Consider the following 24,484-nt stretch of genomic DNA (forward strand, 5'->3'; position numbering starts at 1 on the left):
AGTATGAGGTTGAAAATTACTCAATTTCTTCGTAATCTACATACTCCCCTACATTTTTATTTGAAGATTTATTATTAGGCATTTTATCTATAGATATTTCTCCTTCTTTTGTAGTTGGTTCTGCTTTTTGTTGGTTAAAACCGCCATTAAAACGTTGACCCGCTTTTTTGACTGCATATTTAAAAAGCGCAGGTGCAAAAAGCTTTGACAAAAACTTTAAGGCGAAATAAAATAATAATATGTATAATATAAATTTCATGTGAAAAAAAAGTTGTTATAAAACAAAAATACAATTCTTCAGTTTTAAATTAAGTTTTAAATACATAAAAAAAATATAAAATCTTATATTTGACTTTAAACAATAATATATGCTTAACCCAAAATTAATATTGCAGTATATTCTGCTATTAGCAAGTATCACTGCTACTGCCCAATATACAGATGTCATAAATTCTAACAGACCTGGAGTATCTAGAAGTGCTTTTGCTGTAGGAAAAAATGTAGCCCAACTAGAAGTTGGTCCTTATATAGTTAAAGAAGAACATACGCCACTAAAAAATGAAGTTTCAGGATTTGGAATTGACTTTGCGGCACGTTATGGTTTGGTTTGGGAGCAATTAGAATTAAATATTGAAGGAAGTTACCAAAATGACACCTTTACTGATAACCGCTCTTCTGCATTTCCTGTAGAATCAGACCGTGCTAATTTTAGATATTTGACAGTTGGTGCTAAATATTTGGTTTACGATCCTTATAAAAAAAGAGGTGAAGAAAAACCGAATTTATATAGCTACCATGCAAACAAGAAATTTAAATGGAGTAATTTAATACCAGCAGTTGCCGTATATGTGGGAGTTAACTATGATGCTGACAACAACAGTTATGTTCCTTATAGCAACCCGTTTACAAGCCCTAATTACGAAGGTGGTTTTACACCTAAAGTAATGATTGCTACTCAAAACAACTTTAGCAGTGGATGGGTATTAGTAACCAATTTTTCTAAAGACAGAATTGGATCAGATTTTTCTGATTTTGAATATATAGTAACATTAACTAAAGCCATTAATCAACAATGGGTGTTATTTGGAGAAACGCAAGGGATTAAAAGTGACTACTACGCAGATAACTTATTTAGGTTTGGTGGCGCCTATTTATGGAATAAAGATTTCCAATTAGATACAGCTGTGACTTTTAATACTAAAGATACACCATCTGTATTTGGAGTAAACATTGGTGCTTCTTACCGTTTAGATTTTCATAAAGACCCTGAAGTAGACAAAGACAATGGTACTGATGTTTTAGAAGAATACGAAAGAAAAGCAAATAAGAAAAAGAAGAAGAAAAAAGATGGAGACCCTGATACTCCAGAAGATTCAGGAAAACGAAAAAAAGAAACTCAAGAAATTGATTTCGATGACGAAAATTAACCCTTTCTTTTTTATATGATTACAACCAAAAAAGTAGTTTCAAAAGCAGATTACAAAGCATTTGTTAAATTTCCATTCGATATATATAAAGATTCCAAGTATTGGGTTCCTCCTATTATTAGCCAAGAATTAGCTACGTTTGATACAAAAAAAAATCCAATCTTTAATGATGCTGAAGCCACATTGTTTTTAGCTTATAAAGACAATAAAATTGTAGGGCGTATAGCTGCCATAATAAACTGGCTAGAAGTAAAAGATCAAAACATCAAAAAAATGCGTTTTGGTTGGTTTGACTTTATTGATGACCAAGACGTCAGTAAAGCTTTATTAGAAGAGGTTTACAACATAGGAAAAGCAAACAGCTTAGTTTACACAGAAGGTCCTGTAGGATTTTCTAATTTAGATAAAGTTGGTGTTATTACGGAAGGTTTTGATACTGTTGGAAACATGATAACGTGGTATAATCACCCCTATTATGTTAACCATTATAAAGCTCATGGCTTTTCTGTTGAAAAAAAATACTCTGAAAATCGCTTTCCTTTTGAAAACGTAAAACCAGAATTTTTCTATAAAGCGCAAGAATTAATCAAGCGTCGCTATCAGTTAACTGCTTTAGATTTGAAAAAAACATCTGAAGTTATGCCATACGTAGATCAGATGTTTGATTTATTTAATGATAGCTATGCATCTTTGTCATCCTTTGTGGCTATTACAGACATTCAAAAGGAATATTTTAAAAAGAAATTTATCAGTTTTATAAATCCAGAGTACATCAAGTTTGTACTAGATAAAGATAAAAAACTAGTTGCTTTTGCGGTCGTAATGCCAAGATTTGCAAGTGCATTAAAACAGATGAATGGTAAACTTTTTCCTTTAGGGTTTTTGAAGTTACTAAAAGCTAAAAAAGAAAGTAAAGATGTTATGTTTTACTTAATTGGTGTACATCCTGATTATCAAAATAAGGGTGTCCATGCTGTTATTTTTAATGAATACTATAACACATTTACTGAAAAAGGTATACAAACCTGTTACAGAACACCAGAACTAGAAGATAATGAAGCTATACATAAAATATGGAAGCATTTTGATCCAGAAGTATATATTAGACGTTGTACCTTCAAAAAGGAACTACACTAAAACAAAAAATCCGATTCTTACGAATCGGATTTTTTTATATATTATATTTATTACTTCTTATTCTCCCATTGCTTTTATTAAAGCAGCCGACATACGTTTGTAAGTTCCGTTTTCTAGACGTTCTCTAATCGCATCAAAAGCGTCTAAAGTAACTGTTACATCTTCTAATGTATGCGTTGCAGTAGGAATCATTCTTAATAAAATTAATCCTTTTGGTATTACTGGATACACTACAATAGAACAGAATATTCCGTAATTTTCTCTTAAGTCTCTAACTAAAGCCATCGCTTCTGGAATACTTCCGTTTAAATATACTGGAGTTACACAACTTTGTGTTGTTCCGATATCAAAACCACGTGATTTAAGACCTGACTGTAATGCATCTACAATTTTCCATAAGTTTTGTTTTAACTCAGGCATTGTACGTAACATATCTAAACGTTTTAATGCTCCAACAACCAATTGCATTTGCAATGACTTAGCAAACATTTGAGAACGTAAGTTATATTTTAAATAATCAATAATTTCTTGATCAGCAGCAATAAAAGCACCTGTACTTGCTAAAGACTTTGCAAACGTTGCAAAATAAACGTCAATATCATCTTGCACACCTTGCTCTTCACCAGCTCCTGCTCCAGTCTTACCTAAAGTACCAAAACCATGTGCATCATCAACAAAAAGTCTAAAGTTAAACTTCTCTTTTAAAGCAACAATTTCTTTTAAGCGACCTTGCTCTCCTCTCATACCAAAAACACCTTCAGAAATCACTAAGATCCCTCCTCCAGTTGTCTCTGCCATTTTAGTAGCACGTTCTAAGTTTTTTTCCAAACTTTCCATGTCGTTGTGCTTGTACGTAAAACGTTTACCATGGTGTAATCTTACACCATCAATAATACATGCATGTGCATCAACATCATAAACAATAATATCATCTTTACTAACTAGAGCATCTACAGTAGATACCATACCTTGGTAACCAAAGTTTAATAAATATGCTGCTTCTTTCTGTACAAAAGTTGCTAGTTCGTTTTGTAACTGCTCATGTAATTCTGTATGACCCGACATCATTCTTGCTCCCATTGGGTAAGCTGATCCGTACTGTGCTGCAGCTTCTGCATCCACTTTACGAACTTCTGGATGATTTGCTAATCCTAAATAATCATTGATACTCCAAGTGATAACTTCCTTTCCTTGAAATTTCATACGATTAGAAATTTCTCCTTCTAATTTAGGAAACACAAAATAACCTTCTGCTTGCGCAGCCCATTTACCTAGTGGTCCTTTGTCCTTGTATATTTTTTCAAATAAATCTTTCATTGTAAAACGCGATTTTTAAGCTATTATTTGCGAAATAATTGGCTTAAGCTATTATAATTTAGTTAGATAATACAAAATTAGGCATTTTTATTATACGTGCATAACAAATAGCCTAACTGTTATTAACAAAAAAGTTAACTCTAATTATATTAAAGTTAACTTTTTATATGTTTATTGTAATAATTACTTTACATATTGAATGCTTTGAGCAGCAGCTTCATTTTTACTATCAAAAAAGCCTTGTTCACTCATCCATTTATCACTGTATATTTTACTCATATAACGTGATCCGTGGTCAGGAAAAATAACAACAATGTTGTCTGTCTCCTTGAATTCATTTAATTCGTTTAACTGCTTTAAAGCTTGCATCGCAGCTCCAGAAGTGTATCCTACAAACAAACCTTCTGTTTGAGCCAATTCTCTTGCTGTGTGTGCGCTTTCTTCATCAGATACTTTGATAAACTTATCAATACTATCAAAATCTGTAGCTGTTGGAATTAAGTTTTTACCTAAACCTTCAATTCTGTATGGATAAATCTCTTTATCGTCAAACTCTCTAGTTTCGTGGTATTTTTTTAGTACAGAACCAAATGCATCTACACCAATAATCTTGATGTTTGGATTTTGTTCTTTTAAATATTTAGCTGTACCCGAAATAGTTCCTCCTGTTCCGCTACATGCTACTAAATGTGTTATCTCCCCACCTGTTTGGTTCCAAATTTCTGGACCAGTAGACTGGTAATGTGCATCTATATTTAACTGATTAAAATACTGGTTAATGTAAACAGAACCTTTAATCTCGTCGTGCAAACGTTTTGCAACTTGATAATAACTTCTAGGATCATCCGCACTTACGTTTGCTGGGCAAACATAAACCTTAGCTCCCATGTTTTTTAACATGTCTATTTTATCTGCAGAAGATTTAGAACTTACAGCCAATATACAGTCGTATCCTTTAATTACGCTAACCATAGCAATACTAAATCCTGTATTACCAGAAGTCGTTTCTATAATTGTATCGCCAGGTTTAAGGATACCCTGCTTTTCTGCTTGCTCAATAATATATAGTGCAATTCTATCTTTAGAAGAATGACCAGGATTAAAAGCCTCTACCTTTGCTAGGTAATTTCCTTTAAATTCTGATGTAATTTTTTTTAGTTTTATCATTGGCGTATCACCAATTAAATCTAATACGCTATCAAAAACTTGTTTCTTTTGTTTCATAAATGCTATTTAAAAGCTACTTATTTTTTTGATTTTAAAAATCAAACCGTGCAAAAATAAGCATTTTTTTTCATTATTTATTTATTCCTTCTAAATCAAATATAAAAGCATACTCTAAAGCCACCTCTTTTAAAGCTTCAAAACGACCAGAAGCACCACCGTGACCGGCTTCCATGTCTGTTTTTAACAATAATAAATTAGCGTCTGTTTTTAACTCTCTTAATTTTGCAACCCATTTTGCAGGCTCCCAGTATTGTACTTGCGAGTCATGTAAACCTGTTGTTACTAATAAATTTGGATACGCCTTAGCTTCTATATTATCATAAGGTGAGTATGATTTCATATAATCATAATAAGGTTTATCATTTGGATTTCCCCACTCATCATACTCTCCTGTTGTTAACGGAATAGAATCGTCTAACATTGTAGTTACAACATCTACAAATGGTACTGCAGCAATAACGCCATTATACAACTCTGGATTCATATTAATTATAGCTCCCATTAACAGTCCTCCTGCACTACCACCCATGGCGTATAGATGTTGCTTAGACGTATAGTTGTGTTCTATTAAATGTTTTGAGCAATCAATAAAATCTGTAAAAGTATTTTTCTTGGTTAACAACTTACCGTTTTCGTACCAAGGTCTACCTAAATATTCACTTCCTCTAATATGTGCAATAACATATATAAAACCTCTATCAAGTAAGCTTAATCTAATTGTAGAAAAATAAGGATCTATTGTAGAACCATAAGAGCCATAAGCATATTGTAATACTGGGTTATTACCGCTAAGCTCTGTGTCTTTTCTATATACTACAGACATTGGGATTTTCTCCCCATCTCTAGCTGTTGCCCAAATACGTTCTGAGGTATAATTGTCTTTATCAAAGTTCTGATCAAGTACTTGTTGTTCTTTTTTAACTGTTTTAATCCTTGTAATAAAATTATAGTCTATAACAGAACTCGGCGTTGTTAAAGAATTATAACCATAACGTAAAAATTCGCTATCAAAATCAGGATTATTACCAATTAATGCGGTGTACGTTTCATTTTCAAAATCTAAATAGTAATCTTCCTTACCATTCCAACTAATAATACGTAGTTGATTTAATCCATTCTCTCTTTCGTTAACTACTAAATAGTCTTTAAAAATTTCGATATCTTCTAACAAAACATCAGATCTATGCGGTAAAACGTCGACCCAATTATCACTGCTAGTATTCAATTCGCTAGTTTTTTGAAGCTTAAAATTTGTTGCGCCATCTTTGTTGGTAATAACATAAAAATTATCTTCAAAATGCGCAATAGAATACTCTAAATCACGCGTACGTGCATTAAAAATTCTAAAATCACCATCTGGATTATCTGCTTCTAAAATGCTATATTCTGTAGTTAATGTACTAGAGCTTCCAATAACTAAATACTTTTTAGATTTTGTTTTGTAAACGTATGTATTAAAGGTCTCATCCTCTTCGTTAAAAATTAAAACATCTTGTAAGGATTCAGTTCCTAGTTTATGTTTAAAAATTTTGTCAGATCGTAATGTAACTTCATCTTTTTGACTGTAAAACAAAGTCTTATTATCATTAGCCCATGTTGCACCTCCAGATGTGTTTTCTATTTTATCTGTATATATTTCACCTGTAATAAGATTCTTTACATAAATGGTATACTGTCTCCTACTTACGGTATCTACAGCATAAGCTGCTAATGTATTATCGGTACTGATAGAAATACCACCCAACTTAAAGTAACTAAATCCTTCCGCCATTGTATTACAGTCAAACATGACTTCTTCATCCGCCTCTAAACTATCTTTTTTTCTAGTATAAATTGGATAATCTTTTCCTTCTTCAAATCTAGTAATATACCAATACCCATTTTGTTTGTAAGGTACACTTTGGTCGTCTTCTTTTATTCTAGCCTTCATTTCGTCAAAAAGAGACTTTTGAAATGGCTCTGTATGTTTTAAAACAGAATCTGTATAACTATTTTCTGCATTTAAGTAATCTATTACTTCTTGATCTTCTCTTTGATTTAGCCAATAATAATTATCTATTCTAGTGTCATCATGTATGGTTAATTCCTTTTTTACTTTTTTTGCAACAGGAGGTACTATATTACTTTTAGTCATACTTTTTTCTATTTAATGGGATACTACAAATGTAAAACTTAATATAATTAGCAAAAACAGTTTTTTCATATTTAATTAAAATGAATTTTAAACATTCATTTAATAAATTTGCACTATTAATTTTAAAATTATTAGACATGTTTGGAGACCTTAAAGGTATGATGGGTAAATTAAAAGAAACCCAACAAAAAGTAGAAAACACTAAAAAAAGATTGGATACTGTTTTAATAGATCAAAGTAGTACAGATAATTTATTACAGGTAACAATAACTGCTAACCGTCAAATTAAATCTATAACTATTAGTGATGATTTATTAAATGATAAAGAACAGCTGGAAGATTATCTGATTTTAACACTTAACAAAGCTATTGTAAAAGCCACTGAGATTAATGATACTGAGATTGCTGCTGTTACTAAAGAAGGAATGCCTAACATTCCAGGAATGGATTTGTTTTAAGAAACAAAACCTTATTAAAACAAAAAAGGAAGCCAAATTGGCTTCCTTTTTTTATATAAAAGTATATACTAATTAGTTAGCATTGATAACTCTAAATTGAGTACGTCTGTTTGCTAAGTGCTCTCTTTCTGTACAAGAAACACCATCAGAACATCTGTTTGCTAATCTAGCTTCACCATATCCATTAGATACAATTCTTGAAGAATTGATTCCTTTTGTGATTAAGTAGTTAGTTACAGCTTGAGCTCTTCTTTCAGATAAAGATCTGTTAGATTCTTTAGAACCTCTTGAATCAGTATGAGAAGCAATCTCTACAGATACTCCGTTAGCTAATACAGGTAATAATTTAGCATCGATTTCAGCTTTAGCAGCTGCAGTTAAAGAAGCAGAACCTAAATTCCAGTTTATGTTTAAGTCGTTATATTCAACGATTTTACAATCAACCTCAGTCCAAGTAGTTAATCCACCTTTTTTCTGTAATACTTCTTTCGTTACTGTTTTGTTAACAGCAGGAACAGTAGTTTCTTCTACTCTAGCATCACTAGCTAAAACTGTACGCTTTAAAGTTGCAGTTTTTTGAGCAACTTCAATAACTCTAGTTGTAGGAGGTGTAGTCATAACAGTACGCTTCATTGTAGTACTTACTGCAGGAATTGCAACAACTCTAGTAGACTCAGGAGTAATATTAGTTTTTCTGATTGTTGTAGACTTAGAAGGTACATCAATAGCTCTCGTTGTAGGAGGTGTTGCCATTACAGTACGTTTCATAGTTTTAGTTACAGCAGGAATCTCAGATACTCTAGTAGTAGCTGGCTCTAATACAACTGTACGTGTCATAGTTTTTGTAACAGCAGGAATTGCAATAACTCTTGTTGTTGGAGGTGTAACCATTACAGATCTAGTAACTTCTTTAGTTACAGCAGGTACATCTACAACTCTTGTTGTTGGAGGTGTAACCATAACTCTTCTTGTTACATCTTTAGTTACAGCAGGAATATCAATTACTCTAGTTGTAGCTGGAGATACTAATACTGTTTTCTTGATTGTTTTTTCAACAGCAGGAATTTCAATAACTCTAGATGTTGGAGGTGTAGTCATTACTGTTTTCTTAACTGTTTTAGTAACAGCAGGAATATCAATTACTCTAGTTGTTGCTGGAGTTTGAACTACACGTCTTGTATAAGTACCCATACCACAATCAGAAGCATTGTTTGTTCCTTGATCACATCCTGGCTTAGTCATTACTTGCGCATCAGAAGCTAATTCAGTTGTGTTAATTGTAATGTTTTGAGATGGTACATTTTTGTAACACCAGTATCTACAATCGTTAGGATCACTTGAAGCACAATCAGCAGCAGGTGTATCACTCATACCCCATTTAGCTGTAGCTGGCTTAACTTCGATAGTTTGGTAACCTGAAGTAAATTTAGCAGGTACTACAGATAAAGTAGAACCAAATTCTTGTTTCTTATAAGATAACGTTTCAGTTCCCCATTTTGCAGGAATAACTTCTAAACGTTGAGCAGCTTCTTTAACAACTACTTCTACAGTTTCAGTACCATATTGAGCAGGAACTAAATCTAATCTAGAAGAAGCAGGTTGTACTACTACAGTTACATTTTCAGTTGTCCATTTTGCAGGAACAACTTCTAAACGTTGACCAGCAGCTTGTACTACTACAGTCTCTGTTCTAGTTTCGTATTTTGCAGGTACAGTTTGTAACTTAGTATAAGCAGCTTGTACTAATACAGTCTCTGTTCTGTTTTCATATTTTGCAGGTACCAACTCTAAACGTTGACCAGCTTCTTGTACTACAACCTCAAAACTTTCAGACCCTAATTTAGCAGGAACTACTGATAAAGTTTGACCAGCTTCAGCTGTAACAACTTCAAAAGTTTCGTTTGCATACTTAGCAGGTACTACTGCTAATTCTTGGTAAGAAGGTTGGATTGTCATTTCTTCAGTAGTTGTATCCGTAGATCCAGCTACTTTTTCTAATCTCTGTGACGCTCCTTGAGTAACAACTTCAAAAGTTTGTGTCTCATACTGTGCAGGTACAACAGATAATTCTTGTCCAGCAGATTGAGTTACAACTTCTTCGTTTTCTGTTCTGTACTGTGCAGGAACCACGCTTAATTTCTTGTAAGCTGGTGCAACCTGAACTGTAATGTCTTGGTTAACCCATACATCAGGAGTTACACAACGTACGTAACATTTCCCTGGCTCAGGATTTGTAGGTAAATCTTGTGCAAAAACTGCTGAGCAGACTACAAAAGATAAAATTGTTAGTAATACTTTTTTCATTTTTGTTAATTTAAATTGTTATTTATTAAAATATATAGCCGAACTAATAACGACTGTTCACTAATTTGATGCAAAAAAAACACATATCTGACTATTCTCGGTATTTATTCTTAAAATTGAGTTAACATTTCGATAAAGTGTGTTAAAATTCCGTTTAAAAACACTTGTTTTTACACTTTTAGATTCAGCATAACAACTCTAGTAAAAAAAAATTACAAATTATTGATAATCTCTAATACCCTATCGTGCTGATTATCAAAATAATCCAAATGCGTTACTAGCCTTAATTTGTTACTTCCCATTCCAATTAACTTAATATTTTTCGCAGAAAACAGCTCTATAAATTGGTTTTCTGAGTATTTTTCATTAAGCTCAAATATGACAATATTTGTTTCAACAGGTTCTACCTTTTTAACAAAAGAAGACTTTAATAATGCGTCCCCTAATTCCCTAGCTTTTTTATGGTCTTCTAACAGTCTTTCAATATTATTATCCAAAGCGTATAATCCCGCAGCAGCTAGAAAACCACCTTGTCGCATACCTCCACCTAAAATTTTTCTAATTCGGAGTGCCTTTTTCATAATTTGCTCATCTCCTACTAAAACGGATCCTATTGGACATCCTAAACCTTTACTTAAACAGACAGATATCGTATCAAACGCATCTCCGTATTGTTGTGTCGTTTCTTTTTTTTCTACTAATGCATTCCAAAGTCGTGCACCATCTAAATGAAATCCTAAGTTATGATCTTTACAAACTTGTTTTACTTTTAAAACTTCTTGAAAATCCCAACAAGCACCTCCTCCTTTATTTGTCGTATTTTCAATTTCCACCAACGTTGTTAATGGACTATGGTAAAATTCTGGAGGATTTATAGCCTCAATTACCTGCTGCGCTGTAAACATCCCTCTGCTCCCATCAAGTAAATTACATGATATACCACTATTAAAAGAGGCACCTCCACCTTCGTAATTATATATATGGGCATATTTATCACATATTACTTGATCTCCTGGATTAGTATGTAATTTAAGTGCAGTTTGATTAGCCATTGTCCCTGTTGGAAAAAACATGGCATGAGACTTACCAAACATGTCTGCAACTTTTGACTCTAATGCATTTATAGTTTCGTCTTCTTTATAAACATCATCACCAACATTGGCACGCATCATAGCATCCAACATTCCTGGACTTGGTTTAGTAACCGTGTCACTTCTTAAATCTATAATCATCTTAATTCTTATTTTTCAGCATAAAACTATTAAAAATAGTTGGCAAATATTTTTAAATGTTAGTATTAATTCTATTTTTGTTAGATACGCAAACCTAATATATGATTACTTCAGAAAACATTAAAGATCTTAATACACGCCTTAATTTGTTAAGGCAATATCTTTGACATTGATGCTAAGCTAATTGCACTTCAAAACGAAGAAGAACAAACCTTTGATCCTAGCTTTTGGAATGATTCAAAAAGCGCTGAGCTAGTAATGAAATCCATTAGAGAAAAGAAAAAATGGATCAATGACTACAACCAATCCAAAATACTTGTTGAAGATTTAGAAGTTATATACGAATTCTATAAAGAAGATGAAGCCACTTTATCTGACGTAGAAAACAGATATAATAAAGCCTTGTCCTTAATTGAGGATCTTGAGTTTAGAAATATGCTGTCAGAACCTGGAGACAATTTAAGTGCCGTATTACAAATTACAGCTGGTGCTGGTGGTACAGAAAGTTGTGATTGGGCAAACATGTTGATGCGTATGTATTTAATGTATGCCGAAAAAAATGGATTTAAGGTCAAAGAGCTTAACTTTCAAGAAGGTGATGTTACCGGTATCAAAACCGTTACTTTAGAAATTGAAGGCGAATTTGCTTTTGGTTGGTTAAAAGGTGAAAATGGCGTCCATAGATTGGTGCGTATCTCTCCTTTTGATAGTAACGCAAAAAGACACACTAGTTTTGCCTCCGTATATGTATATCCTTTAGTAGATGATACTATTGAGATTGAAATAAACCCAGCTGATATAGAAATTACTACTGCCCGGTCAAGTGGTGCTGGTGGACAAAATGTAAATAAAGTTGAAACTAAAGTACAACTAACACACAAGCCTTCTGGTATACAAATATCATGTTCTGAAACACGATCACAACACGATAACAGATCTCGAGCTATGCAAATGTTAAAGTCTCAATTGTACGAAATTGAGTTGCAAAAACAATTAGCACAACGCGATGATATTGAAGCCGGAAAAATGAAAATTGAATGGGGTAGTCAAATTAGAAACTATGTATTACACCCATACAAATTAATTAAAGATGTAAGAAGTAGCCATGAAACAGGAAATGTTGATGCTGTTTTAGATGGTAATATAGAACCCTTTTTAAAAGCCTATTTAATGATGATGGGGCAGCAAGAAACAGATAACCAAAACCTATAAAAGATGATTAAAATATACCATAATCCTAGATGCAGCAAATCTAGACAAGGGTTACAGTTATTAGAAGACTCTAACCAAGAGTTTGAAATTATTAAATATCTAGACCATCCATTATCAAAAGCTCAATTATTAGAAATAATCAAGCTTTTAGATATTACGCCAATGGAATTGGTAAGAAAAAATGAAGCCATTTGGAAAGAAAACTACAAAACAAAAACACTTACGGATAATCAAATAATTGATGCGTTAGTAGCATATCCAAAGCTAATAGAAAGACCTATTGTTGTTAATAATAACAAAGCAGTAATAGGCAGACCAACAGAGCTAATTCAAACAATATTGTAATATAAGTTCTTAGCAATTAATAGCAATTAAAATTTTCCCTTAAACTAATGATAGTTATATATCACAATCCTGAGTCTACAGGCTCAAACGCTTGCCTTGAAATACTGGAAACACATAAAAACGATAGTCAAGTTATAAAATATCAAGACAAACCGTTAGATAAAATCAAGTTTACCAAAATAATAAAACTTTTAAATATAAAACCTGAAGAATTAATTAGAAAAGAAAGCAAAACGTGGATAGATAACTTCAAGCCTCTTGTAGACGAGGGACACAAGTTTAATGACGACAGCTTAATAGATATCATGATCGAGTATCAAGATATTATAGAACGCCCCATAATTATAAACGGTGAAAAAGCTGTTATCGGAGATCCTCCAAAACGCATATTTGATATCGTACAGCAAGAAAATGCGCCTTTAAAATAAGGTGCATTTTTTATTTAACAAACCTTTAACCAATCCCCTTTAAACCTATCGGTATTTTTGAGGTCATACTAAGAAACCAAAACTTATGACAAAAAATATTATTACCGTTTGCTTGCTCTTTTTAGCATTAAATACAGCATTTGCACAAAGTGGAGCTGATGACAAGGTAACTATTACAGGAAAAATTTTAGAAAAGGATACCAATGCACCTTTAGAATATGCAACAGTTGTATTTAAAAACACTAAAAATCCAACAGATGTTTCAGGAGGTATTACAGATGGTACTGGTAACTACTCCATTGAAATAAACAAAGGAACTTATAATATTAGTTTTGAGTATATCGGTTTTAAAACCGAAACAATTCCTAACAAAACAATTACTGCTGACCAGAATTTAAAAACGCAGTATTTATTTATGGATGCGGAAGCATTAGATGAAGTTGAAATTGTTGCTGAAAAAACGACAGTACAAATTAGATTAGATAAAAAAATATATAACGTTGGTAAGGATTTAACCGTGCGTGGCGGAACGGTAAGTGATGTTTTGGATAACGTCCCTTCTGTTTCGGTGGATGTAGAAGGTAATGTCGCTTTACGCGGAAATGATAACGTGCGCATCTTGATTAACGGAAAACCATCAGGTTTAGTTGGTTTAAATTCGACTGACGCTTTAAGACAACTACCAGCCGAATCTATAGAACGTGTCGAAGTAATTACATCGCCATCCGCAAGATATGAGTCGGAAGGAACTGCAGGAATATTAAACATCATTCTTAAACGTAGTAAATTAGAAGGTTTAAATGGCGCAATAACAACTAATGTTGGTTACAATCCTTCTGCAGGAATTAATGGTAACATTAATTACAGAACGGGAGACATCAATATATTTAATACTACAGGTTATAGCTACAGAGAAGCACCTGGTAACTCCTCTTCTTCTACTCAATACGTATCTACAGGAAATTTTTTAGATGAAACTAACGAATTTGATAGAATTAGAAAAGGACTTACTACTAATTTTGGTGTAGAATGGTATGTCAATGATTCTGCATCTTTAACTGCTTCTTTCTTATATAGAAATAGTGATGACGAAAACAACACGACTAACTTATTACAACAATTTGATTCTGATAAAAACTTACTATCTACAACGGTACGTTTAGACCCAGAATTTGAAGAGGACAAAACAATGCAGTACGCATTAAACTTTCAGAAAAATTTCAAAGAAAGTGGTCATGTTTTTACTTTTGATTTTCAATATGAAAAAAGTTCAGAAGACGAAAACTCTTTAGTAAAAGTAGATGATATTACTTCAGAGCGTGTTGCTACTTTAGAAGATCAAACACAAATTTTACTACAAACAGATTATGTACTTCCTATTGGAGAAAATAGTCAATTTGAAGCAGGTTACAGAGGTAATTTTAATACAACGACAACAGATTTTCAAGTAGAGTTTTTAGATACTGATAGTAATCAATTTGCACTAAGTACAGATTTATCTAACGTTTTAAATTTTAGAGAATATTTAAATGCAGTCTACACTCAGTTTGGAAGTAAAATTGGTGACTTTTCATTTTTATTAGGCTTGCGTTTAGAAAATACACAGTTAACAATAGACCAACCTACTACAGGCGATTTTAGTAAAAGAGATTTTACAGGATTATTCCCAACAGTAAATTTAAGTTACGAAATAACGGACAGAGAAAACATTACATTGGGATATGCACGACGTTTACGTCGTCCTAGAGGATTCTTTTTAAACCCATTCCCATCAAGATCTAGTGTTACCAACTATTTTCAAGGTAACCCTAACTTAAACCCTAGTTATTCAGGACAATTTGATTTAGGATATTTAAAACGTTTTGGTAAATTCACATTTAATTCATCCTTATACTATTCTCATGCTACAGACGCTTTTAACTATGTAAGTTTTGATACCGGCGATACAGCTATTGTAAATGGAGAAGAATTACCAATTATACAACGTACACCAATTAATTTAGCTACGGAAGATAGATATGGATTTGAATTCACTTTAACTTACAGTCCTTCTAAAAAATGGAGAGTAAACGGAAACTTTAACTTTTTTCAAAACGATACTAAAGGAGATACACCAAACGGTTTATCTTTAGACAACACAAATACAAGCTGGTTTGCTAGAGTAAGTAATAAATACACATTGCCTGGCGAAATTGATTGGCAAACTAACTTAAATTATAGAGGTCCAAGTGAAGATGCTCAAAATAAGACTGACGGTATTTTTACTACCACAATGGCGTTAAGTAAGGATTTATTTGGAGATAGAGCGTCAATAGCGTTTAATGTAAACGATTTATTTAACAGTAGAAAAAGACAGCAGACTACTACTACTCCTACTTATGATGCTTATAGTGAGTTTCAATGGAGAGAACGTAGCTTTAATTTAGCCTTTACATATAGATTCAATCAGAAAAAGAAACGTCCAGAACGTGGTGGTTACGGAGATGGTGATGATTTTGAAGGTTAATAGGTAAAATACAATTAATAAAAAAGGAGCAAGTAATTAATTACTTGCTCCTTTTTTTATGCTCAACATTAACTAGCAAAATACTATTCACAAAAAAAGAGAAACCCTTTCGAATTTCCCTTTTTTAATATACTATTTAAAAGCTTATGCGCTATGATTAGCTTTTTTCTCTTCTTTAATTTCGTTTAAACGCTCAATTACACTTCCTCCAATCCAGTAAGGAATAACAAAAGTGATTAAAAATATCATCAACCAAAACCCTATGGTTAAGATAGTTAAAAATGCTAAAAAGCCTAAATATTGGTCAAATTCGAACATAATGCGTTTAATTTCTTGTTTATTGTTATGGCAAAGATAAAGTAAAGTTGTTTTTTATCCAATACAAAGTTAAAATTTATTAACAGACTTGTTAATAATTTTCCGACCTACGCCTTGAAACTTTTTTCTAATGGTTTAAAATAGATAATAAAAGTGCTATCCGGCGACTTATTGTACTCCAATCGCCCTCCTAATTGCTCAGTTAAAATTGTAATTAATTGCATTCCTAAAGTTTTTGCACTTTTAAAATCAAAATTATCGGCTAATCCTTTACCGTAATCTTTATATATCAATTTATAAAACGACTCTTCTTTAATAATTTCAATTCGTAATTTATTATTACGTCCTTCTCTAAAAGTATGCTTAAAAGAATTTGTAACCAATTCGTTAATTATTAATCCTAAATCCGAAGAGGTGTCACCATCAAAGTACAACTCTTGAATTATAACAATTTCTTTTTGTAACTCTAATGCTTTATACTTTACAGTATCCTCAACATACATCAATAATTGCTCTATATACTCCTTTGTATTTACTTCCTTTAAAGTCGCATTTGCATAAAGTTTTTCATGTACAAGAGACATTGATTGTATTCGGTTTTGACTATCTCTTAAAGCCTTTTTAATATTTTCATCTTCATACTCATCCTCTTGCATTAATAAAATACCGGACACCATTTGCATGTTGTTTTTTATCCTGTGGTGAATCTCTTTTATCAAGGTCTGAATTTTAAGCAAGTTACCCTCCAACGCTTTATTTTTATCAAGAACTAAATCGTTAGCATCATGTAAACTATTATTTAAGGCTCTGTTTTTAAGAAACTGATATAATGATAACAACACTAAAAGAGAAATTAAAGCATACCAAGCATACGCTATATTTGTGCTACTCTTATCCACTAAAGGCTTAACCTTGTAAGCACTACCAATTCTTAATTTTAAACCAAACAGCTGTATACTGGAATAGATATAATCACGATCCTTAACATCAAAGTTTTTATAATATTCTGCATCTTCGGTAGCATTAAATATTTCAGTGTTATTATGGACTGCTTCTCGAGTAAAATCTATCGAATCATTAACAATAAATTTGTGTACATAAGTTTCTGCATCATTGTTTTCATAAAAATAATCCAACAAATACTTCACATTTATAACGGGAGCAACATATCCTAAAATTTCGTTTTTATTATTTCTTGCCGAAAAATCAAACGGAAAACCAGCCCATCCTTCTCTCAAATTTATAGGTGGAAACAATTCGATATCCTCAGACTGCATTAAACGATCTAATGCGGCTATCTTTTTCTTAGAAATAAATGATTTTGTAGAAACACCTTTTAATTTTTTAGGATCAATTTGATTAGGAGTTATTACATATTTAAAAGCATGGTCAATCCCTACATGGCTTATTAAAATCGAATCCTTAAAATTGATATCTTTTAATAAATCGTTAAGATACTTTTGGAGCTGGTATTCATCAGGGAATGTAGCTTCATTTTTAGTATAACTTTTTATAGAAGACACTATCGTTGCATACACTTGCAAGCCTGCTTTTGCACTATTTATAGCATTTGCATGCTCCTCTTTAAGTTTCTGTTCTATTTTTTGCTGTTCTAAAGCATTATTGTTATCCAATAGGTTGTGTAATAAAAATACACCTACAAATAAAACTATAAAAACAAGCAAATAATATTTTACATTCTTAATTATCTTATTAAAAATCATGCACTAGGTTAAGTTGCTAATAAAAGATAAAGGTATGTATTTATTCTCAAAGAAATAGGGGTATTTAACACATCTTAAATTATTTCCAATCAATTTTTTACTATTAAAAATTTTACAAAAACACTAACATCAAATACAGTACATTATTTTTTAATTTTATTATCCAAATCTGACAATCTAAAACCTCAAAATTTTGTAATTTTACTGCTATAATTTAATTAATTTTCAGATGGAATACAGAATAGAAAAAGATACCATGGGCGAAGTTAAAGTCCCTTCAGACAAGCTTTGGGGTGCACAAACAGAACGTTCTAGAAATAATTTTAAAATTGGTTTGGCTGCATCAATGCCACTTGAAGTGGTTTATGGTTTTGCTTATCTTAAAAAAGCTGCAGCTTACACAAATTGTGAACTTGGGGTTTTACCTATTGAAAAACGCGATTTGATAGCACAGGTTTGTGACGAAATTTTAAAAGGACAACACGATGATCAATTTCCTTTAGTAATTTGGCAAACAGGTTCTGGGACACAATCTAATATGAATGTTAATGAGGTTATTGCTAACAGAGCACACCAATTAGCCGGTAAAATTGTTGGCGAAGGAGAAAAAACAATCCAACCTAATGATGATGTTAATAAATCACAATCATCAAACGATACGTTCCCTACAGGAATGCATATTGCAGCTTACACAAAAATTGTTAAAACAACCATACCTGGTGTAAAACAATTACGTGACACTTTAAAAAAGAAATCGGATACATTTAAAAACGTAGTAAAAATAGGTCGTACGCATTTAATGGATGCAACACCTTTAACTTTAGGACAAGAGTTTTCTGGTTATGTGTCTCAATTAGACCATGGTATTAAAGCTTTAGAAAATACATTGCCACACTTAAGCGAAATAGCTTTAGGAGGTACAGCTGTAGGTACAGGTTTAAACACACCTAAAGGCTACTCTAAACGTGTTGCAGAATATATAGCAGAATTTACAGGACAACCATTTATTACTGCGCCAAACAAATTTGAAGCTTTAGCTGCACACGATGCTATTGTAGAAAGTCACGGTGCTTTAAAACAATTAGCGGTTTCTTTAAACAAAATAGCTAATGATGTCCGTATGATGGCTTCAGGACCACGTTCTGGAATTGGTGAAATAATTATTCCAGCTAACGAGCCAGGAAGCTCTATCATGCCAGGAAAAGTTAACCCTACACAATGTGAAGCTTTAACAATGGTATGTGCACAAGTTATGGGTAACGATGTTGCTGTAACTGTTGGAGGTACACAAGGACACTATGAGCTTAACGTATTTAAACCAATGATGGCTGCTAACATATTACAATCTGCACAACTTATTGGAGATGCATGTGTTAGTTTTGATATTAATTGCGCAGCTGGTATAGAGCCTAACTACGATGTTATTAAAGAACTTTTAAACAACTCTTTAATGCTTGTAACTGCTTTAAACACTAAAATAGGATATTATAAAGCTGCTGAAATTGCAAATACTGCTCATAAAAACGGTACAACTTTAAAAGTTGAAGCTGTTAATTTAGGCTATGTTACTGCAGAAGATTATGACGAATGGGTAAAACCAGAAAATATGGTTGGTGCATTAAAATAATGTGACAACTCTTATAAAAGTAAAAAACCGGTAAGCTAGCTTATCGGTTTTTTTTAGTTAGTTATTAATTTTAATAATAGGGATGGTTTAAATAACCACTGCAAGATTATAACTTATTATATTTATACACATTAACATATGTTAATAAATATTACAATTTTGCCCTTATCCTACTAAGTTGTACTGGCGTAATACTCAAATATTTCGCAATTTGATATTGCGGTATCAAATTATCAATATTCGGAATCATTTTTCTTAGGTTTAAATAACGCGCCTTTCCTCCCATGGTTAATAATTCAATATGCTTTTTATCCTTTTCGCAAATCAAGGTTTCTAAAAATTTAGCATAAAACCCTAGGATTTCAATATTAGATTCGCACAATGCTTTAAACTGAAAATATTCTAAAATATAAATATCACAATCTGTTAGAGCTTCATAAATACTATTTGAAGGCGATTGATTTAGCAAAGCATCAAAAGATGCCAAAATCGTGATAGGCAAAAAAAGTGATTTAGTCACTTCTTTTCCACTTTCTAACCTAACAAAAGAACGCATCACGCCTTTATTTAACATATAAATTTTACTTGGCACATCTCCAGAATCAACCAGAATATCTCCTGCTTTTAGCTGTTTGCAACTAGAAGCACCTAACATCTGATCAAATGAGGTTTTAGACATGGGGTAAAATGAAGTTATATAGTTATATATATCATTATAATATTTTTCTCCCTTCTCAAACATATATTTTATTTACACGTATGCTAAATTATAATATTTATTGGTTGGCCAAAGAAGTTTTCGACGTATGACATGTTAAAATTTAAAACAACTAATCTGACAAGTAGTATTCTGTACTACGCATTTTGTCTATATTTGAATATAAATTACAGCTTTTTTTTATGTCAATACTTATTACAAATATTCAAGAATTACTGCAGGTAAGAGAGGAAAACACTTTAAAGTTATCTGGAAATCAGATGAAAGAATTACCTACTATTAAAGATGCTTATCTACTAATTGATAATGATACAATTGTTGATTTTGGATCCATGATAGACGTAAGTACCATAAAAGCCGATAAAATAATTGACGCTACAGGTAAACTAGTATTACCTACTTGGTGCGACTCTCACACGCATATTGTATACGCTGGAGACCGCTCTCAAGAGTTTGTAGATCGTATCAATGGTTTAAGTTACGAAGACATTGCAAACCGTGGCGGCGGAATTACCAATAGCGCTAAAATACTTCAAAATACAAGTGAAGACGAGCTTTACAACCAATCCATTGCACGTTTAAAGAATGTTATGAAGTTAGGTACAGGAGCAATAGAAATTAAATCTGGTTACGGATTAACACCTGAGGCTGAACTTAAAATGCTGCGCGTAATAAAACGTATTAAAAAAGAATTTCCGTTAAAAGTAAAAGCCACTTTTTTAGGTGCTCACGCATTACCTTTAGAGTACAAAGATAATAAGCAAGGCTATTTAGATCAGATTATTAACGTTATGCTACCTCAAATTGCCAAAGAAAACTTAGCCCAATACATTGACATTTTCTGTGAAAAAGGCTATTTTGACTTAAACGATACAGAACAAATATTAAACGCTGGCAAACACTATAATTTAATACCAAAAATACATGTTAATCAATTTAATGCGTTTGGAGGTATTGCATTAGCGGTTAAGCATAATGCGTTAAGCGTAGATCATTTAGAGCAGTTAAATCCTAAAGATATAAAAGCCTTAAAAGACAGTGATACAATTGCTGTAGCGCTTCCCTCTTGCTCTTATTTTTTAAGCATTCCATATACACCAGGTCGTCAAATAATTGATGCAGGTTTACCATTAGCATTGGCTTCAGATTATAATCCAGGATCTACACCATCAGGAAACATGAACTTTGTTGTAAGCACAGCTTGTATTAAAATGAGATTGACACCAGAAGAAGCTATAAATGCAGCTACAATAAATGGCGCATATGCAATGGGAATATCTAATCAATATGGAAGTATCACCAAAGGAAAAAAAGCCAATTTAATTATTACAAAACCAATCTCAAGTTATAACTATTTACCATATGCTTTTGGAGATAATCATATTGATACTGTTATAATTAACGGACAAGTTATATAGTTTAAACTTATCAAGATTATTATTTATTCTTTTAATTACTAAAGAAGCTTACAAAAGAAAAATTCACGTTAAATTAAACGCATTAAAAAAGCCTGAAAGCAATATACTTTCAGGCTTTTTATGGAATAATAAATTACTATTAGTAATACTTTTATTTTAGAGTAAACTGAGAACTAGAAACCAATTCGTTTGCATTAAAAACATTGACTTGGTAAAGCCCCTTTTCAAAATCATCATCTGTATTATTTGTAACAAATTCGCAAATATCTAAATTTCCATTCTCATAATTAAATTTACTAATCACACTATAATTAAGTGATTGTTCTCCAAATTTAACCTGCTCATTAACTCCTAAAACATTATTTTTAGGATCCAAAACTTGTACAAAAAACTCCTTATCTCCGGATTGTACTAACTTGTTTTTTGCAACTGTATAACATACTCTAATCTTGTCACTTCTTCTTGCTCTTTCTGTTGGTATTAGTTTACCGTTATTACGCTCAATAACACCAAACCCTTTTAAATTAGCAGTAGACAATACTGCTGCATTTTCTACTACATTAGCCAACGCTGTATTTTGTACTAAAAGCGAATCGTTAAACATTCTGCTTTTTTCAAATCTCACATTTGTACTATCCAAAGTAGTTGCTAATTGCATGTTTTCAACTTTTAATCTGTCGTTTTCAGTTAACAACACATCCATTTCATCTTGCAACGCTAAGTATTTCTTTTTATACTTCCATAAACTACCCACATTGTTTTCTGATACTTTTAAAGAGTCTATCAAACCTTGAATACGTTCTCTTGCATCAATTAAACTTTGATTTGCTACTTTATTTTCTCCTAATGCTACGTCATACTTTGCAGCCATAATGTTTAAATCACTTAAAACACTCTCTTTTTGCTGCGTTAATTCTTGTTCATTTTTTTGTTTGTCGTTATATAAAGACGACGTGTAAATTCCAGTACCAATAAATAATGCTAAAGCAATACCTAATGCTACTTTTAGTCCTGTACTTGCGGTGTTATTTGCCATAATTATTTGTTTTTAAATTGTTAAACGTTAATTCTTGTTTCTTGTTAAAACTTTAATAATAAAAACGTAATTTTAATTTTTCAAAACTACATAAAAAGTAAATGAATAAATTAGTTTTATTTAATAACTCGATTATTACAGATCTACTTAATACACGCTCTGGCGAAACTAAATTTGGTGAACATGTTCAGACATTAACCAGTGTTTCAAATATATACGATGCACTTAAAAATTTAGACGTTACGCATGTTATATTTGGCATACCAGAAGACGTCGGTGTATTTGCAAATCACGGTAAATCAGGCACTTCAAGCACTTGGGAGGCTACAATTAAAATTTTGTTAAATACACAAAGTAACACGTTTAATGTGCCCAACAAAGTACTAATTCTGGGACATCTAGATTTTTCTGAAGAACAAGAAGTAATCTCCAAACTAAAACAGAGCAACCCTAAACATATTTCTAAAGCTAGAAAATTAGTAACAGAAATAGATAAACATATTGTAGACTTAGTTTCTAAAATTGTTAGTGCAGGTAAAATCCCTATTGCCATTGGTGGTGGACACAATAATGCCTACGGAATGATTAAAGGAACAAGTTTAGCCTTAAAACAACCTGTAAACAGTATTAATTTTGATGCACACACAGATTTTAGAGCGTTGGAAGGTAGACATAGTGGTAATGGGTTTAGTTACGCTTACGCGGAAGGTTTCTTAAAACGTTATTTTGTTTTTGGTTTACACGAAAACTATACGTCTTCAGACATTTTTAGTCAGTTTAAAGACAATAAACATTTAGACTATAATACTTACGAAGCTGTTGCTATCAGACATGAAAAGAAGTTTTTAGCAGAACTACAGCGTGCTGAATCACATGTTAATAAATCAAAATTTGGAATTGAAATAGATTGTGATGCCATAATAAACACACCTAGTAGCGCACAAACACCTAGTGGTTTTACCGTAGAAAAAACAAGGCAATTTCTTCATCACTTTGCAAAACTAAATAATGTTAATTATTTGCATATTTGCGAAGCTTCAGCAAAAAAGAAAAATGCTGCACAAGTAGGTAAACTAATCAGCTATTTAATAACAGACTTTATACGTTCAAACTCAAATAAAAATGACTAAATTACAAGTAGAATATATAAGACTTGCGATAGCAACCTTAGTATTTATCTTTATTATTACACTATTATTTGTGCTTATTAACCAAGTACAAATGGATTGGTTTATTAACACTGCACAGGCCATAACAATACCCGTTCTTGTATTAATTGTAGCTGTTCCAATCTGGATGATTGTTGATTTAATTAGAAAACAAGTTGCAGATAAATCTATATTTAATTTAACGTTTTTTATTTCTGTAATTTCAATTCTATTAATGCTTTTTGCAATAAAAATATTAAATTAAAGATGACAGAAAACATTAAAATAATCCCGTTTAATCAACTGTATTCTAAAGATTTTTATCAATTAAATATAGAATGGTTGGAAACTTACTTTTATGTTGAGCCTTTTGATCAAACTATTTTAAGCAATCCTAAAGACTATATTATAGATAAAGGTGGTTTTATCTTTTTTGCTAAGTTTGAAGACAGAATAGTTGGCACCTATGCTTTTATGCCCTTAAAAGACCAACCTGGTTTTGAATTAACTAAAATGGCGGTTTCTCCGGATATGAGAGGACATAAAATAGGTCAAAAATTGTTGCAACATAGTATTGAATTTGCCAAAACCAACCAATTTAAAAGGCTACTTCTCTACTCTAGTAAAACATTAGAAAACGCAATCTATTTATATTTAAAATTTGGCTTTAAGGAAATTACTTTAGAGCAAGATTCGCCATACAAAAGGTCCAATATAAAAATGGAATATGATTTAAACGCATAAAAAAAAGCACTAAATAAAATTTAG

The 24,484-nt window shown here is 31.9% G+C and carries 22 protein-coding genes; 12 read left to right on the forward strand and 10 right to left on the reverse strand.

The genetic code is table 11. The features are described 5' to 3' along the window. Positions 1-16 precede the first annotated feature (16 nt). Complete coding sequence (locus tag BMZ09_RS05740; RefSeq protein WP_090838397.1) at positions 17-259, reverse strand: DUF4834 family protein; 243 nt, start codon at positions 257-259, stop codon at positions 17-19. A gap of 109 nt (positions 260-368) precedes the next feature. On the opposite strand from BMZ09_RS05740, the gene BMZ09_RS05745 reads away from it, so the two are divergent. Further along, positions 369-1,427 carry a transporter gene (locus BMZ09_RS05745; protein WP_090838399.1) on the forward strand — a complete coding sequence of 353 codons (1,059 nt, stop codon included), beginning with the start codon at positions 369-371 and terminating at the stop codon, positions 1,425-1,427. A gap of 15 nt (positions 1,428-1,442) precedes the next feature. Next, positions 1,443-2,564 carry a GTP cyclohydrolase gene (locus BMZ09_RS05750; RefSeq protein WP_090838400.1) on the forward strand — a complete coding sequence of 374 codons (1,122 nt, stop codon included), beginning with the start codon at positions 1,443-1,445 and terminating at the stop codon, positions 2,562-2,564. 57 nt (positions 2,565-2,621) lie between these two features. Here the strand turns inward: BMZ09_RS05750 and BMZ09_RS05755 are convergent, their stop codons facing one another. From BMZ09_RS05755 to BMZ09_RS05765, 3 genes are all read right to left on the reverse strand, one after another. Then, the gene (locus BMZ09_RS05755) at positions 2,622-3,881 is read right to left on the reverse strand and encodes a cysteate-C-fatty acyltransferase (protein WP_090838403.1); all 1,260 of its coding nucleotides are present in this window, start codon (positions 3,879-3,881) and stop codon (positions 2,622-2,624) included. Positions 3,882-4,064: 183 nt separating this feature from the next. Further along, a complete protein-coding gene (locus tag BMZ09_RS05760; RefSeq protein ID WP_090838405.1) occupies positions 4,065-5,105 on the reverse strand; it encodes a cysteate synthase in 1,041 nt (346 codons plus the stop codon). 73 nt (positions 5,106-5,178) lie between these two features. Continuing rightward, positions 5,179-7,242, reverse strand: a complete 2,064-nt coding sequence (locus BMZ09_RS05765) for a S9 family peptidase (protein WP_090838408.1) — start codon at positions 7,240-7,242, stop codon at positions 5,179-5,181. A 137-nt stretch (positions 7,243-7,379) separates the two neighbouring features. Here BMZ09_RS05765 and BMZ09_RS05770 point away from each other — a divergent pair, with 137 nt between their 5' ends. Then, complete coding sequence (locus BMZ09_RS05770) at positions 7,380-7,700, forward strand: YbaB/EbfC family nucleoid-associated protein (protein WP_090838410.1); 321 nt, start codon at positions 7,380-7,382, stop codon at positions 7,698-7,700. 72 nt (positions 7,701-7,772) lie between these two features. Here the strand turns inward: BMZ09_RS05770 and BMZ09_RS05775 are convergent, their stop codons facing one another. Beyond that, positions 7,773-10,004 carry an OmpA family protein gene (locus tag BMZ09_RS05775; protein ID WP_090838412.1) on the reverse strand — a complete coding sequence of 744 codons (2,232 nt, stop codon included), beginning with the start codon at positions 10,002-10,004 and terminating at the stop codon, positions 7,773-7,775. A gap of 212 nt (positions 10,005-10,216) precedes the next feature. Continuing rightward, positions 10,217-11,236 carry a threonine aldolase family protein gene (locus BMZ09_RS05780; protein ID WP_090838415.1) on the reverse strand — a complete coding sequence of 340 codons (1,020 nt, stop codon included), beginning with the start codon at positions 11,234-11,236 and terminating at the stop codon, positions 10,217-10,219. Positions 11,237-11,337: 101 nt separating this feature from the next. Between BMZ09_RS05780 and prfB the strand changes: the two genes are divergently transcribed. The 4 genes from prfB to BMZ09_RS05800 all read left to right on the forward strand — a co-directional run bounded on the left by prfB (position 11,338) and on the right by BMZ09_RS05800 (position 15,727). After that, a protein-coding gene (prfB, locus tag BMZ09_RS05785) for a peptide chain release factor 2 (RefSeq protein ID WP_143067787.1) occupies positions 11,338-12,448 on the forward strand; the annotation gives its coding sequence in 2 pieces (ribosomal slippage) (positions 11,338-11,400 and positions 11,402-12,448; 1,110 coding nt in all). A 3-nt stretch (positions 12,449-12,451) separates the two neighbouring features. Next, a complete protein-coding gene (gene arsC, locus BMZ09_RS05790) occupies positions 12,452-12,793 on the forward strand; it encodes an arsenate reductase (glutaredoxin) (protein ID WP_090838419.1) in 342 nt (113 codons plus the stop codon). 47 nt (positions 12,794-12,840) lie between these two features. Continuing rightward, positions 12,841-13,221, forward strand: coding sequence for an ArsC/Spx/MgsR family protein (locus BMZ09_RS05795; RefSeq protein WP_090838421.1), 381 nt, complete (start codon positions 12,841-12,843; stop codon positions 13,219-13,221). Between the two features lie 85 nt (positions 13,222-13,306). Next, a complete protein-coding gene (locus tag BMZ09_RS05800; RefSeq protein ID WP_090838423.1) occupies positions 13,307-15,727 on the forward strand; it encodes a TonB-dependent receptor in 2,421 nt (806 codons plus the stop codon). Positions 15,728-15,871: 144 nt separating this feature from the next. On the opposite strand, the gene BMZ09_RS16150 is transcribed toward BMZ09_RS05800, so the two are convergent. Together BMZ09_RS16150 and BMZ09_RS05805 are read right to left on the reverse strand one after the other, a co-directional pair. After that, positions 15,872-16,045: a hypothetical protein gene (locus BMZ09_RS16150; protein WP_177183510.1), complete on the reverse strand. Its 174-nt coding sequence runs from the start codon at positions 16,043-16,045 to the stop codon at positions 15,872-15,874. 107 nt (positions 16,046-16,152) lie between these two features. Then, positions 16,153-17,769, reverse strand: coding sequence for a sensor histidine kinase (locus BMZ09_RS05805; RefSeq protein ID WP_090838425.1), 1,617 nt, complete (start codon positions 17,767-17,769; stop codon positions 16,153-16,155). Positions 17,770-17,998: 229 nt separating this feature from the next. Between BMZ09_RS05805 and fumC the strand changes: the two genes are divergently transcribed. Then, entirely contained in the window at positions 17,999-19,396 is a 1,398-nt protein-coding gene (gene fumC, locus BMZ09_RS05810; RefSeq protein WP_090838427.1) for a class II fumarate hydratase, read from the forward strand. A 151-nt stretch (positions 19,397-19,547) separates the two neighbouring features. Here the strand turns inward: fumC and BMZ09_RS05815 are convergent, their stop codons facing one another. After that, positions 19,548-20,075 (reverse strand): Crp/Fnr family transcriptional regulator, encoded by a 528-nt coding sequence (locus BMZ09_RS05815; protein ID WP_177183511.1) that lies wholly within the window; start codon positions 20,073-20,075, stop codon positions 19,548-19,550. 221 nt (positions 20,076-20,296) lie between these two features. Between BMZ09_RS05815 and hutI the strand changes: the two genes are divergently transcribed. Continuing rightward, positions 20,297-21,532: an imidazolonepropionase gene (gene hutI / locus BMZ09_RS05820; RefSeq protein WP_090838431.1), complete on the forward strand. Its 1,236-nt coding sequence runs from the start codon at positions 20,297-20,299 to the stop codon at positions 21,530-21,532. Between the two features lie 151 nt (positions 21,533-21,683). Here hutI and BMZ09_RS05825 read toward each other — a convergent pair whose 3' ends face one another. Continuing rightward, a complete protein-coding gene (locus BMZ09_RS05825) occupies positions 21,684-22,568 on the reverse strand; it encodes a chromosome partitioning protein ParA (RefSeq protein ID WP_090838432.1) in 885 nt (294 codons plus the stop codon). 101 nt (positions 22,569-22,669) lie between these two features. Here BMZ09_RS05825 and BMZ09_RS05830 point away from each other — a divergent pair, with 101 nt between their 5' ends. Genes BMZ09_RS05830 through BMZ09_RS05840 form a run of 3 tightly spaced genes read left to right on the forward strand, consistent with a single transcriptional unit; the run spans position 22,670 to position 24,460 of the window. Beyond that, positions 22,670-23,698: a formimidoylglutamase gene (locus BMZ09_RS05830; protein ID WP_090838434.1), complete on the forward strand. Its 1,029-nt coding sequence runs from the start codon at positions 22,670-22,672 to the stop codon at positions 23,696-23,698. Continuing rightward, positions 23,691-23,981, forward strand: coding sequence for a hypothetical protein (locus tag BMZ09_RS05835; protein ID WP_090838437.1), 291 nt, complete (start codon positions 23,691-23,693; stop codon positions 23,979-23,981). Before BMZ09_RS05830 ends, BMZ09_RS05835 begins: the two co-directional genes overlap by 8 nt. A 2-nt stretch (positions 23,982-23,983) precedes the next feature. Next, a complete protein-coding gene (locus tag BMZ09_RS05840; RefSeq protein ID WP_090838439.1) occupies positions 23,984-24,460 on the forward strand; it encodes a GNAT family N-acetyltransferase in 477 nt (158 codons plus the stop codon). Positions 24,461-24,484: the final 24 nt, after the last annotated feature.

This window comes from Olleya namhaensis (assembly GCF_900114005.1).
Taxonomy (GTDB): Bacteria; Bacteroidota; Bacteroidia; order Flavobacteriales; family Flavobacteriaceae; genus Olleya; species Olleya namhaensis.

What these genes read in the sequence shown, in the direction of transcription:
- BMZ09_RS05780 (WP_090838415.1), bottom strand. Translation starts at nt 11,236, where the DNA reads ATGATTATAGATTTAAGAAGTGACACGGTTACTAAACCAAGTCCAGGA.
- BMZ09_RS05840 (WP_090838439.1), top strand. Translation starts at nt 23,984, where the DNA reads ATGACAGAAAACATTAAAATAATCCCGTTTAATCAACTGTATTCTAAA.
- BMZ09_RS05800 (WP_090838423.1), top strand. Translation starts at nt 13,307, where the DNA reads ATGACAAAAAATATTATTACCGTTTGCTTGCTCTTTTTAGCATTAAAT.
- BMZ09_RS05830 (WP_090838434.1), top strand. Translation starts at nt 22,670, where the DNA reads ATGAATAAATTAGTTTTATTTAATAACTCGATTATTACAGATCTACTT.
- BMZ09_RS05770 (WP_090838410.1), top strand. Translation starts at nt 7,380, where the DNA reads ATGTTTGGAGACCTTAAAGGTATGATGGGTAAATTAAAAGAAACCCAA.
- BMZ09_RS05795 (WP_090838421.1), top strand. Translation starts at nt 12,841, where the DNA reads ATGATAGTTATATATCACAATCCTGAGTCTACAGGCTCAAACGCTTGC.
- BMZ09_RS05740 (WP_090838397.1), bottom strand. Translation starts at nt 259, where the DNA reads ATGAAATTTATATTATACATATTATTATTTTATTTCGCCTTAAAGTTT.
- BMZ09_RS05755 (WP_090838403.1), bottom strand. Translation starts at nt 3,881, where the DNA reads ATGAAAGATTTATTTGAAAAAATATACAAGGACAAAGGACCACTAGGT.
- fumC (WP_090838427.1), top strand. Translation starts at nt 17,999, where the DNA reads ATGGAATACAGAATAGAAAAAGATACCATGGGCGAAGTTAAAGTCCCT.
- BMZ09_RS05805 (WP_090838425.1), bottom strand. Translation starts at nt 17,769, where the DNA reads ATGATTTTTAATAAGATAATTAAGAATGTAAAATATTATTTGCTTGTT.
- BMZ09_RS05750 (WP_090838400.1), top strand. Translation starts at nt 1,443, where the DNA reads ATGATTACAACCAAAAAAGTAGTTTCAAAAGCAGATTACAAAGCATTT.
- BMZ09_RS05815 (WP_177183511.1), bottom strand. Translation starts at nt 20,075, where the DNA reads ATGTCTAAAACCTCATTTGATCAGATGTTAGGTGCTTCTAGTTGCAAA.
- BMZ09_RS05745 (WP_090838399.1), top strand. Translation starts at nt 369, where the DNA reads ATGCTTAACCCAAAATTAATATTGCAGTATATTCTGCTATTAGCAAGT.
- BMZ09_RS05835 (WP_090838437.1), top strand. Translation starts at nt 23,691, where the DNA reads ATGACTAAATTACAAGTAGAATATATAAGACTTGCGATAGCAACCTTA.
- BMZ09_RS05765 (WP_090838408.1), bottom strand. Translation starts at nt 7,242, where the DNA reads ATGACTAAAAGTAATATAGTACCTCCTGTTGCAAAAAAAGTAAAAAAG.
- BMZ09_RS05825 (WP_090838432.1), bottom strand. Translation starts at nt 22,568, where the DNA reads ATGGCAAATAACACCGCAAGTACAGGACTAAAAGTAGCATTAGGTATT.
- BMZ09_RS16150 (WP_177183510.1), bottom strand. Translation starts at nt 16,045, where the DNA reads ATGTTCGAATTTGACCAATATTTAGGCTTTTTAGCATTTTTAACTATC.
- arsC (WP_090838419.1), top strand. Translation starts at nt 12,452, where the DNA reads ATGATTAAAATATACCATAATCCTAGATGCAGCAAATCTAGACAAGGG.
- hutI (WP_090838431.1), top strand. Translation starts at nt 20,297, where the DNA reads ATGTCAATACTTATTACAAATATTCAAGAATTACTGCAGGTAAGAGAG.
- BMZ09_RS05775 (WP_090838412.1), bottom strand. Translation starts at nt 10,004, where the DNA reads ATGAAAAAAGTATTACTAACAATTTTATCTTTTGTAGTCTGCTCAGCA.
- BMZ09_RS05760 (WP_090838405.1), bottom strand. Translation starts at nt 5,105, where the DNA reads ATGAAACAAAAGAAACAAGTTTTTGATAGCGTATTAGATTTAATTGGT.